Genomic DNA, 10,870 nt, shown 5'->3' with positions numbered 1-10,870 from the left:
TCGCAAATTCAGGACACCCGCGACCTGCGCAATCGACCGCCGGCGTTCCCCCATCCTGCATGTGGAGCATCGATGAAAACTGTCTCAGCGCTCAACCTCAAAGCGCCCCCACACATCAATCCCGAGCCCGCCGACAGCGGCGACCGCCCGGGCACGCGCCGGCACTTGCTCCTGTCCCGACCGCCGCCTCTCATCAAGGTCGCAATCCTGGACGACCACCCCGTGGTTGCCGTGGGCGTGGGCGCCTACCTGGAGAGCCGGCCGGGCTTCCGGGTGGTGCACCGGGAAACCTCGGCCCGTTCGCTACTGGAAAAACTGTCCCACTCGCCCTGCGAAGTCGCCCTCGTCGATTTCTACCTGCCCCTGGAACCCTGGGACGGCGTGAACTATCTGCGGCGCCTGCGCCGCTACCACCCCACGATGGCGCTCATTACATTCTCGGCGGGTAGCCGCCAGGAGACCCAATACGCCGCCTTTCGCGCGGGCGCGAACGGCTACTTCGCCAAGGAATGCGGCATGGTGCTGCTGCCCGAGATGATCCGCGGCGTCCTAGCGGGCAAGGAGGAGTTCCTCACGGTGCAGGACGGCAAGATCCGCCCCCAGCAGCCGACACACCCTCACTCCGCCTTGACGACTTCGGAAGTGGAGATACTGCGCCACATCAGCCAGGGTTTGTCCGTCACGCAGATCTCGGCGCGGCTGATGCGCAGCAAGAAGACCATCAGCACCCACAAGCGCCGCGCCATGCGCAAGTTGCAGTTGTCCGACGACCTGTCGCTGGCGCTCTATTTGCGTGAGAAGTTCGCCGAATGAACGCAGCCCGGCGCCCGCCCCACGCGAAATTGCAGCTCAGATGATCCGGGAGTAACTGGCGGCCGTGCCTGGCGCCTGCAGATAGCCGTCGAACGCCATGGCGACGGCCCGCACGAAGTACCAGCCCAGGCCGGTTACCTGCAGCTCGTCGGGGCGCAGGTGGACCAGGCCCAGCTCCGCCAGATTCGCCATCTGCTGCAATTCCCGGCCAAAACTGTCGGCAAACCGCAGGCCGTGACGCGCCTCGATCCGGCCAAAGTCCACGCGGCCCTGGCACATGATGTCCATGATGATCTCGCGCCGCACCAGGTCGTCCGCGTTCAACGCCAGCCCTCTTTCGACGGCAAAGCGCCCCGCCTCGATCGCCGCGTAGTACTCATCCAGGACCTTGGCGTTCTGGCTGTAGGTATTGCCGATGCGGCCGATCGCGGACACGCCCAGCGCGACCAGATCGCGGTCGGGCTGCGTGCTGTAGCCCTGGAAGTTGCGGTGCAACTCTCCCTTGCGCTTGGCGATCGCCAAGGCATCGGTTTCCAGCGCGAAATGGTCCATGCCGATGTAGGCATAGCCCTGCTTCAGGAAGCCGTCGATGGCGGCGCTGAGCAGCCCCACCCGCGTCTCCCTGTCGGGCAGGTCGGCCTCGTTGATGCGGCGTTGCGGCTTGAAGCGCGCAGGCAGATGGGCGTAGGCATACAGCGCGATGCGATCAGGGCGCAGCGCAATGACCTGGGCGATGGTGCGGGCAAAGGACTCCGTGGTCTGCAGCGGCAGGCCGTAGATGAGGTCCACGTTGACCGAGGCATAGTCCAGCTTCCGGGCGCTCTGCATCAGCGCCCGCACGTCCTCGAATGATTGCATGCGATGCACCGCCGCCTGCACCCGGGGATCGAAATCCTGCACGCCGAAGCTCAGGCGGTTGAAGCCCAGCTCACGCATATGGGCCAGGCGCTCGGGCGTGGCGGTGCGCGGGTCCACCTCGATCGAGATTTCCGCGTCGGACTCGAAACGGAAGGCGCGGCGCAGGTTCGCCATCAGGCGCGCCAATTCCTCGTCGGACAGGAAAGTCGGCGTGCCGCCGCCGAAATGCAACTGCGACACGGGCACGCCCTCGCCTAGCTCGCGCACATGCAATTCGATCTCGGCAGCGAGGGCATCCAGATAGCGGGCGGCGCGGTCGTGATGCCGGGTCACCACCTTGTTACAGGCGCAGTAATAACAGACTGATTCGCAGAACGGAATGTGCACGTAGAGCGACAAGGGCTCCACCGGCGCCGCGGCGCGGCGCTGCTGCAGCGCCTGCCGGTACTCCTGCTCGGCAAACCCGCCGTGATACCGGTCTGCCGTGGGATATGAGGTGTAACGGGGGCCGTTCTTGTCCAGCCGCGCCAGCAATTGGGGCGGGAACAAGGGGCTGGCGGCGCAGGGCTCGCGGGACTCGGTCTGTGATGGGCGTAGGACGGCTTGCATACCTGGAATTATTCGCCTGTGCCGGCCAGTCCGGCTTGATCTTGCGCAAACACCGGCGTCTTACCGTCCAGCCCGTCCGCCCGTCCCGCCCTGCCCCCTGGCGGCGCTTGCGGCCACGCCCCCGTAAAATGCGCCTGTCACAAAGATGCACAACAAGGAAACCATCATGGGCACTGAACTGGACGGCCGCCTGCTCGCCATGCGCCAGGCGCTGGCGATCGCCATCGCCCTATCGACCCGCAGCAGCCCCCAAGCCACCGACATGGCGCTGGAGCTGCTCAATGACCTGAAGGCGAACATGGACAATGCCCCCTCGGACAGTCCGTTCGAGAAGCCGGAATGGGTGGTGGGCGCACACGACGAGCTGGATGGCATCGCGCGCCTGGTGCGGGCCTTCACGCAGACGCCCGAGCCGGATGGCGAGGCGCAGTAGCCAGCCTTAGGGGCGCGGCGGACCTGACGCCGTACCGCAGAGCGCGGAGGACGGCGTCACGCGCCAGTACAGGCCCGGGAAGTCCTGCCCGACCTCGACGAATCCCGGCCCGGACGCCGTCCGCGCCAGTTCCAATGCGCCGCAAGCCTCGGCCACGTCCTTCGGCACCCAGGGGCTGAAGCGGAGTTGCCCGTCTATCAGCACCAGCGGCTGCTCCGGCAGGCGCAACGCCAGCGCTCCAGCCTCGTCGGGCGGTCCAGAGATCAGCCTGACCGGCCCACCCAGCGCGGCCTTGGCGGGTTCGTGCAGGGCATCGGCCAGCGCGCGGGAATCGAAATAGCGCCAGTCCGACGCCTTGCGCGCAAGTCCCGCGCCGCCAGGCGAAGTCAGCCCGACCCGCAACATCAACAGCGCCTGGATCAGTACGAAGACCAGCACCGCATCGCGCGGCCGCACGCGCTCCAAGACGGCGCCACGCATCAGTTCCATCGCCGCCGGCGCCACGAACAGCAGATAAGGCGTGCCCCAGTGCAGCTGCACATGGGAACCGCTGGCTAGCGTCATGACGCTGACGAAGACCAGCGGCGTCAAACCGAACGACAGCAGAATCGCATGGCCCGCATCGCGCGGTCGCGCTTGCCTCTCCACCGCGCCAGCGGCTGCGCGGCGGCGGACCAGCCACCACAAGCCGCCCAGGAACACCCACGCTGGCAGCGCACGGTTCAGCAGCTGATCGCTCCACCACCGCGCCACTTCGGCCACGCGGCCGGCCGACGGCAGGCCCGCGGCCAACGATGAAGCCATCGCGTAATTCAGGGGCTCGAAATCGTTGTAGGCCAGCCAGCACAGGTGCGGCGCAAAGACCGCCAACGCGGTCAGCGCGGCCACCTGCAGGCCAAAGCGGTGCATGGGATCGCGCCAGCCGCGCTGGCTCAGCCAGAACGCCAGCACGGCGGCGCCCGCCACCGCGCTCTGGTACTTGGACAAGCCGCCCAGGCCCAGGCAGGAGCCCAGCACGATCCACCAGCCGATCCGGCGCGTGGTCCAGGCTTTCCAGCACGCGGCGGCGCAGCCCACCGCCAGCGGAATCAGCACGATCTCGTGGTTGTAGAAATGCAATCGGCCGTTGTAGAAGGTGATGCACAGGCCGGCCAGCAACGCGATCCGCGCGTAGCCGCCGCCGCGCATGTCACGCAGCCAGCGCCACAGCAGCGCGAAAGCGCCCAGGGTGCAGAGTGCGCCGGCGATGTAGCTCGTCCAGGCCGACCAGCCCAGCAATTGCACCGCGGGCCACAGCAGCCAGGTCGGCAGCGGCGGATGCTTGTAGTAGCCCCATTCCAGGCTGCGCACCCAGGTGAGCTGCTCGATATTGTCGGTGGGCGGCGCCAAGGCCGCCCAGTCCAGCAGCCACAGCCACGCCAGAGCGAACAGCGCCATGCCCAGGCCGATCCGCCAGCCCTCGGGCCGCAACGCCCGTTCCGCGACTTCCTTCACATCCCTCTCCCTTCCTGCCGGCGCAGCGCGCTGCCTTGCTTCATGCCCGTACTCGGGCGGGACGGAGTATGGGATGGCGTCAGCCCGCAACAGCGGGGGTTCTGTGCGGGATTTGTCTGGAAACTGTAAAGGGATCGAGGCTTTCCTAACTGGCCTGACCACCCTAAAGAAAGACGTGAAATCCCTGTGATCGTTTTCCCTTGAAATGCGAAATTTCCCTTCTTATTCAAGGGCGAGATGCCTATATTTGGTGGCCTGACCACTTGGCCCGAAGTTCCCGCCTCACCCGCCGATGAACACCTTCCAAGCCGCCGCCGTCACCCGCCTGTACCGCGTCATCGCCGACCAGATCGCCGGCCGCATCCGCGCCGGGGAATTTCCCCGCGGCGCACGCCTGCCTTCCGAACGGGAGCTCGCCGAGCAACTGCAAGTCAGCCGCGCGTCGATCCGCGAAGCCCTGATCGCGCTGGAAATCGAAGGCTATGTCGAAGTGCGCGTCGGCACCGGGGTGTTCGTCACCGCCGCCCGCGAAGCCGCCGCCCCCGCCGCCGGTCACGCCACGCCGGGACAGGACGGCATCGGTCCGTTCGACCTGCTGGAAGCGCGCATGCTGATCGAGCCCGAATGCGCCGGCATGGCCGCGCAACACGGATCGCCGGCCCAGATCGCCGCCATCCGCGACGCCCACGAAGGCATGTCGCTGGGCAACTCGCCGGGCCGCCACGACCGCGATTTCCACAACGCCATCGCCGCGGCTTGCGGCAACGCCGCGGTGGCGGCCTCGGTGGCCCACCTGTGGGAATTGACGCAGGCCAGCCCCGTGTACAGCCGCATGGAGGATTACTTCGTCGACACCAAAGTCTGGGCGATCGCGCATGCCGAGCACCAGCGCATCCTGACGGCCATCCAGGCGCGCGACCCGATCCGCGCGCGGCACGCCATGCATGCGCATCTGCTGGGCATCCTGGCGCGCCTGCGCGAGGACTTTGGCGAAGACAACGGCGCGCCGCAATGGTGCGCGGCGCGCTGAAAAGCACCTGTACGAAGCATTGTTGTAGCGGCTCCACCCGCAGTACCCCTGAAAACACAGGTGGCATGAGGTTTGCTTGCCAGTGCACGGCATCCGCGACGCGGACACCTGTCAGACCCTTTCCAGCCCGGAGGCTCGCAGTGAAATCGAAAAAATGGTTCTCTCTAAGCATCGGCGCACTGGTCCTCGCGGCCGCGCTGCCCGCCACGCAAGCCCTGGCGCAGACCATGGGCGGCACGCTGAACATGATCGTGCAGCCCGAACCGCCGGTGATCGTCACCGCCATCAACCAGCAGGGCCCCACGCAATTCGTCGCCGGCAAGATCTACGAGAGCCTGCTGACCTACTCCACCGACCTGAAGCCGCTGCCCGGCCTGGCCAAATCGTGGGAGGCCTCGGCCGACGGCCTCTCCTATACCTTCCACCTGCAGGACAACGTCAAGTGGCATGACGGCAAGCCCTTCACGTCCGAGGACGTGGTGTTCTCGCTGGCGGACATGCTGCCCAAGACCCATGCGCGCGCCCGCGTGATCCTGAACAAGTTCGTGGAATCGGTGCAGGCGCCGGACGCCAAGACGGTCGTCGTCAAGCTGAAGACGCCCTTCCCCGCCTTCATGCTGATGTTCGAACCGGGCTTTGCCCCCATGATGCCCAAGCACATCTACGCGGGCACCGACTATATGACCAACCCGGCCAACCAGAAACCGGTAGGCACCGGCCCGTTCATGTTCAAGGAATGGAAGCGCGGCGAATACATCAAGCTGACCCGCAACCCCGACTACTGGAAGCCGGGCAAGCCCTATCTGGATGAGCTGGTGTTCAACATCATTCCCGACTCGGCCTCGCGCGCGGTGGCTTTCGAGCGCGGCAGCGTGGACGTGCTGCGCGGCGGCGACGTGGACAACGTCGACATCAAGCGCCTGCGCGCCCTACCCAAGGTCGAATACACCACGGCCGGCTGGGAGATGTTCTCGCCCCAGGCCTACCTGATCTTCAACATGCGCAAGCCGCCCTTCGACAACCTGAAGGTGCGCCAGGCGGTGATGGCGGCGATCAACCGCAACATGGTCGTCAACAACATCTTCTTCGGCCTGGGCAAGGTCTCCACCAGCCCCTTCGTCACCACCGAGATGTTCTACGACAAGAACATGCCGCCGCTGGCGTTCGACATGAAGAAGGCGCGCGCGCTGATCAAGGAATCCGGCATCAAGCCCGAGGACTACACGATCCGCCAGCTGAGCTTCCCCTACGGCTCCACCTGGGACCGCCTGGGCGAATACACCAAGCAGGCGCTGGAGCAGCTGGGCTTCAAGGTCAACCTGGAAGCCACCGACGCGGGCGGCTGGGCCAGCCGCACGGGCAACTGGGACTTCGACATGACGACCACCTTCACCTACCAGTACGGCGACCCCGCGCTGGGCGTGCAGCGGCTCTATATCTCGTCGAACATCGTCAAGGGCTCGCCGTTCGCCAACGTGCAGGGCTACAGCAACCCCGAGACCGACAAGCAATGGGAAGCCGCCGCCTCGGAAGTGGATCCCGCCAAGCGCCAGGAGCTCTACACCAAGCTGCAGACCACGCTGGTCAATGAGATCGCCAACGGCTTCCTGGTGGACATGGAGTTCCCCACGCTCTACCGCGGCAACGTGAAGAACCTGGTCAAGACCGCCATCGGCCTGAACGAGACCTTCGACGACGTGTACATCGAGAAGTAAGCGCCGCAGGACGCCGCGGCGGCTGGCCTGCCGCCGCGGCGAATGCCGGCCGGACAACGGCTGCCCAAGGCAGGCCGCGCCCGACCAGAGAGGACCCCGAGCATGAAATTCCTGTCTTTCCTTGTTTCCCGCATCGGCAAGGCCCTGGTGGTCGTGCTGGGCGTGGTGATCATCAATTTCTTCCTGATCCGCTTGGCTCCCGGCGACCCCGCCGCCGTGCTGGCGGGCCAGGCCGGCGCGGGCGACGCCGCCTACGTCGAACAGCTGCGCGTGGCCTTCGGCCTGGACAAGCCCATCCTGACCCAGCTGATGCTGTACCTGAAGGGCGTGGTGCAGCTGGACCTGGGCTTCTCATACCGCAACCATGTGCCGGTGCTGGACCTGATCCTGGAACGCCTGCCCGCCACCTTCCTGCTGATGTCCTGCGCCTTCGTGTTCTCCATCGTGCTAGGCGTCTTCCTGGGCGTGGTGGCAGCCAAGGCCCGCTACCGCAACAAGCGCCGCTGGATCGATAGCTCCGTCATGACGGGCGCCCTGGTGCTGTACGCCACGCCGCTGTTCTGGCTGTCGCTGATGGGCATTCTGCTGTTCTCGGTGGTGCTGGGCTGGCTGCCTGCCTTCGGCATGGAGACCGTGGGCGCCAACCTGAAGGGCTGGGCGCGCGCGGGCGACATCGCCCAGCACCTGATCCTGCCCACCGTGACGCTGGGCTGCTTCTTCATGGCGGTCTATGTGCGGCTGACCCGCGCCTCCATGCTGGAAGTGATAGGCATGGACTTCGTGAAGACGGCGCGCGCCAAGGGCGTGAGCCCCGGCCGCGTGATCCGCGCCCACGTGCTGCGCAATGCGCTGCTGCCGGTCATTACCTTCGCCGGCATCCAGCTGGGCCAGATGGCGGGCGGCGCGGTGCTGACCGAAACCGTGTTCGCCTGGCCCGGCATAGGCAGGCTGATGTTCGACGCGCTGCTGCAGCGCGACTACCAGCTGCTGCTGGGCATCTTCCTGGTCACTTCCATCATGGTGGTGGTGTTCAACCTGCTGACCGACGTGCTGTACCGACTCATCGATCCGCGCATCGGCGCGGGCGCGCAGCAAGGAGCCGCCGCATGAAGTCATTTGCCCGGCGCTATATGCGCAATTACGGAGCGGTGGCCGGACTGGCCATCATGCTGGTCGTGGTCCTCGTGGCCCTGGCCGCGCCCCTGCTGTATGAAGAATCCCCCTGGATGATGGTGGCCGATCCGCTGATTCCGCCGTTCACCAACGCCGACTACCCCTTCGGCACCGACATGCTGGGCCGCGACATCACGGCAGGACTGGTCTGGGGCGCCCGGGTTTCATTGATGGTAGGCCTCTTGTCGACCGCCGTGGCGCTGGTCTTCGGCATCGTGGTCGGCTCGGTGGCGGGCTATTGCGGCGGCCGGGTGGACGACGCGCTGATGCGCTTCACCGAGTTCTTCCAGACCATCCCGCAGCTGGCCATGGCCGTGGTCCTGGTGGCGATCCTGAGCCCGTCCGTCTATTCCATCATGGGCGCCATCGCGGTCGTATCGTGGCCGCCGGCCGCGCGCCTGGTGCGCTCGGAGTTCATGACGCTCAAGCAGCGCGAGTTCGTGCAGGCCGCCATCGTCATCGGACAGACGCCGGCGCGCATCGTCAGCACCCAGATCCTGCCCAACGCCATGTCGCCCATCATCGTGTCGGCGTCGTTCATGGTCGCCACCGCCATCCTGACGGAATCGTCGCTGTCCTTCCTGGGGCTGGGCGACCGCAACCTGATGAGCTGGGGCTTCATGATCGGCGCGGCGCGCACCATGATCCGCGAAGCCTGGTGGATGAGCGTCTGGCCCGGCGTGGCGATCCTGCTGACCGTGCTGGCCATCAACCTGATCGGCGAAGGCCTGAACGACGCCCTCAACCCGCAGCTGCGCAAGCGCGGCGAATAGGAGGACGACATGAACGCTTCCGCCCCCTTGCTGTCCATCCAGAACCTGAGCATCGCCTTGCCCAAGGGCGGCGACCGCCCCTATGCCGTGCAGGACGTGTCCTACGACATCCGCGCAGGCGAAATCCTCTGCATCGTCGGCGAATCGGGCTCGGGCAAGTCCATGAGCGCCAACGCCATCATGGGCCTGCTGCCCGACTACTTGACGCCGCAGCAGGGCCGCATCCTGTTCCGCGGCCAGGACCTGCTGCGGCAGGACGAAGCCACCCTGCAGGCCATGCGCGGCAAGGACATGGCGATGATCTTCCAGGAGCCCCTGTCGGCGCTCAACCCGCTGATGACGGTGGGCGAGCAGATCAGCGAAGTCATGCGCGTGCACACCGCGTACCCGGGCGCGCAGCGCATGGCCCGCACGCTGGAGCTGCTGGCCTTCGTGGGCCTGCCCGACCCCGCCACGCTCTACCATGTCTACCCGTTCCGGCTATCCGGCGGCCAGCGCCAGCGCGTGATGATCGCCATGGCTTTGGCGCTGGAACCCGCGTTCCTGATCGCCGACGAACCCACCACCGCGCTGGACGTCACCACCCAGGCGCAGATCCTGGCGCTGATCGCCCGCATCCAGAAAGAGAAAGGCATGGGCGTGATGTTCGTCACCCATGACTTCGGCGTGGTGGCCGAAATCGCCCACCGCGTCGCCGTCATGGAAAAAGGCATCCTGGTCGAACAGGGGCCGGCCGAGGAAGTGCTGAACCGCCCCCGCCACCCCTACACCCAACGCCTGATCGCGGCCGTACCGCACCGCCGCGGCGCCGAGCGCGAATCCGCCGCGCACGAGCAGCCCGTGCTGGACGTGCGGGACTTGAAGAAGACCTATGTGGTGGGCCGCGGCTGGCTGGGCGGCAAGCGCGAGGTTCACGCGGTCGACGGCGTCAGCTTCAGCGTGCGGCGCGGCGAAACGCTGGGCATCGTGGGCGAATCGGGCTCCGGCAAGTCCACCATCGGCAAATGCCTGCTCAAGCTGGTGGGCATCAACGGCGGCCAGCTGATCTTCAACGGCCAGGACATCGCCGCCATGCCGGAATCGCGTTTCCGGCCCCTGCGCCACGACATCCAGATGATCTTCCAGGATCCGTTCGCCTCGCTCAACCCGCGCCACACCGTGGGCCGCATCATCAGCGACGGCCCCGTCGCCAACGGCGTGCCGCGCGCCCAGGCCGAAGCACGGGTGCGTGAGCTGCTGTCGCTGGTCGGGCTGGATCCCTCCGCCTTCGACCGCTATCCCAACCAGTTCTCGGGCGGACAGCGCCAGCGCATCGGCATCGCGCGTGCGCTGGCGCTGGAGCCCAAGGTGCTGGTGGCCGACGAATCGGTTTCGGCGCTGGACGTCTCCGTCCAGGCGCAGGTGCTGCAGCTATTGCACGATTTGCAACAACGCCTGAAGATTGCGCTGGTCTTCATCACCCACGATTTACGCGTGGCGGCCCAGATCTGCAATTCCGTTCTGGTCATGCATCGCGGCAAGGTGGTCGAGTACGGCTCGCCCGCGCAGATCTTCGACAACCCGCAACACGCCTACACGCGGCAGTTGATCGCCGCGGTCCCCGGCCAGCATTGGGACCCGACCAAGGCGCAAGCGGCCTGAACGCACAAGAATATCCATACTCACCAAGGAGAACGCCTCATGCAACGCCCCGCCGCCATACCGACCGTGCAGATCGACAATGACATGGTCACCGTCACCGAATGGCGCTTTCCGCCCGGCGGCGAAACCGGATGGCACCGCCACGGCATGAACTACGTGGTGGTCCCGCAGACCACCGGCCCGCTCTTGCTGGATACGCCCAACGGCGAGATCACCAGCCAGCTCACCACCGGCGTGGCCTATTACCGGCCGGTGGGCGTGGAGCACAACGTGATCAACCCCAGCGACACCGAATTCGTGTTCGTCGAAATCGAACTCAAACACGCATAAC

10 protein-coding genes are annotated in these 10,870 nt (G+C 66.2%); 8 read left to right on the top strand and 2 right to left on the bottom strand.

Going from position 1 to position 10,870, the window contains the following annotated elements:
• Positions 1–72: 72 nt before the first annotated feature.
• The gene (locus BRO63_RS10295) at positions 73–813 is read left to right on the top strand and encodes a response regulator transcription factor (RefSeq protein ID WP_088139707.1); all 741 of its coding nucleotides are present in this window, start codon (positions 73–75) and stop codon (positions 811–813) included.
• A gap of 36 nt (positions 814–849) precedes the next feature.
• Here BRO63_RS10295 and hemN read toward each other — a convergent pair whose 3' ends face one another.
• Positions 850–2,280, bottom strand: a complete 1,431-nt coding sequence (gene hemN, locus BRO63_RS10290) for an oxygen-independent coproporphyrinogen III oxidase (protein ID WP_088139706.1) — start codon at positions 2,278–2,280, stop codon at positions 850–852.
• A gap of 166 nt (positions 2,281–2,446) precedes the next feature.
• On the opposite strand from hemN, the gene BRO63_RS10285 reads away from it, so the two are divergent.
• A complete protein-coding gene (locus BRO63_RS10285) occupies positions 2,447–2,713 on the top strand; it encodes a hypothetical protein (protein ID WP_088139740.1) in 267 nt (88 codons plus the stop codon).
• Between the two features lie 6 nt (positions 2,714–2,719).
• On the opposite strand, the gene BRO63_RS10280 is transcribed toward BRO63_RS10285, so the two are convergent.
• Positions 2,720–4,207 carry a glycosyltransferase family 39 protein gene (locus BRO63_RS10280; protein WP_088139705.1) on the bottom strand — a complete coding sequence of 496 codons (1,488 nt, stop codon included), beginning with the start codon at positions 4,205–4,207 and terminating at the stop codon, positions 2,720–2,722.
• Between the two features lie 292 nt (positions 4,208–4,499).
• Here BRO63_RS10280 and BRO63_RS10275 point away from each other — a divergent pair, with 292 nt between their 5' ends.
• The 6 genes from BRO63_RS10275 (at position 4,500) to BRO63_RS10250 (ending at position 10,869) form a co-directional block, all read left to right on the top strand.
• Positions 4,500–5,237 carry a FadR/GntR family transcriptional regulator gene (locus tag BRO63_RS10275; protein ID WP_088139704.1) on the top strand — a complete coding sequence of 246 codons (738 nt, stop codon included), beginning with the start codon at positions 4,500–4,502 and terminating at the stop codon, positions 5,235–5,237.
• A 140-nt stretch (positions 5,238–5,377) separates the two neighbouring features.
• Positions 5,378–6,952 carry an ABC transporter substrate-binding protein gene (locus BRO63_RS10270; RefSeq protein WP_088139703.1) on the top strand — a complete coding sequence of 525 codons (1,575 nt, stop codon included), beginning with the start codon at positions 5,378–5,380 and terminating at the stop codon, positions 6,950–6,952.
• A 102-nt stretch (positions 6,953–7,054) separates the two neighbouring features.
• Positions 7,055–8,062 (top strand): ABC transporter permease, encoded by a 1,008-nt coding sequence (locus tag BRO63_RS10265; protein ID WP_054458263.1) that lies wholly within the window; start codon positions 7,055–7,057, stop codon positions 8,060–8,062.
• On the top strand, positions 8,059–8,898 hold the full coding sequence (locus tag BRO63_RS10260; protein ID WP_088139702.1) for an ABC transporter permease: 840 nt from the start codon (positions 8,059–8,061) through the stop codon (positions 8,896–8,898). Before BRO63_RS10265 ends, BRO63_RS10260 begins: the two co-directional genes overlap by 4 nt.
• A 9-nt stretch (positions 8,899–8,907) precedes the next feature.
• Complete coding sequence (locus tag BRO63_RS10255; RefSeq protein WP_088139701.1) at positions 8,908–10,539, top strand: ABC transporter ATP-binding protein; 1,632 nt, start codon at positions 8,908–8,910, stop codon at positions 10,537–10,539.
• A 39-nt stretch (positions 10,540–10,578) separates the two neighbouring features.
• Positions 10,579–10,869 (top strand): cupin domain-containing protein, encoded by a 291-nt coding sequence (locus BRO63_RS10250; protein ID WP_088139700.1) that lies wholly within the window; start codon positions 10,579–10,581, stop codon positions 10,867–10,869.
• Position 10,870 lies beyond the last annotated feature (1 nt).

Origin of the sequence: Achromobacter xylosoxidans (assembly GCF_002192695.1) — a bacterium.
Taxonomy (GTDB): Bacteria; Pseudomonadota; Gammaproteobacteria; order Burkholderiales; family Burkholderiaceae_B; genus Achromobacter; species Achromobacter xylosoxidans_C.
Note: the sequence above shows the minus strand (reverse complement) of the source record. Positions and strands in the feature narration are given on the sequence as shown.

Excerpts from the sequence above, each read along its gene's own strand:
- BRO63_RS10260 (WP_088139702.1), top strand. The coding sequence starts at position 8,059 with ATGAAGTCATTTGCCCGGCGCTATATGCGCAATTACGGAGCGGTGGCC.
- BRO63_RS10255 (WP_088139701.1), top strand. The coding sequence starts at position 8,908 with ATGAACGCTTCCGCCCCCTTGCTGTCCATCCAGAACCTGAGCATCGCC.
- BRO63_RS10265 (WP_054458263.1), top strand. The coding sequence starts at position 7,055 with ATGAAATTCCTGTCTTTCCTTGTTTCCCGCATCGGCAAGGCCCTGGTG.
- BRO63_RS10295 (WP_088139707.1), top strand. The coding sequence starts at position 73 with ATGAAAACTGTCTCAGCGCTCAACCTCAAAGCGCCCCCACACATCAAT.
- hemN (WP_088139706.1), bottom strand. The coding sequence starts at position 2,280 with ATGCAAGCCGTCCTACGCCCATCACAGACCGAGTCCCGCGAGCCCTGC.
- BRO63_RS10250 (WP_088139700.1), top strand. The coding sequence starts at position 10,579 with ATGCAACGCCCCGCCGCCATACCGACCGTGCAGATCGACAATGACATG.
- BRO63_RS10275 (WP_088139704.1), top strand. The coding sequence starts at position 4,500 with ATGAACACCTTCCAAGCCGCCGCCGTCACCCGCCTGTACCGCGTCATC.
- BRO63_RS10285 (WP_088139740.1), top strand. The coding sequence starts at position 2,447 with ATGGGCACTGAACTGGACGGCCGCCTGCTCGCCATGCGCCAGGCGCTG.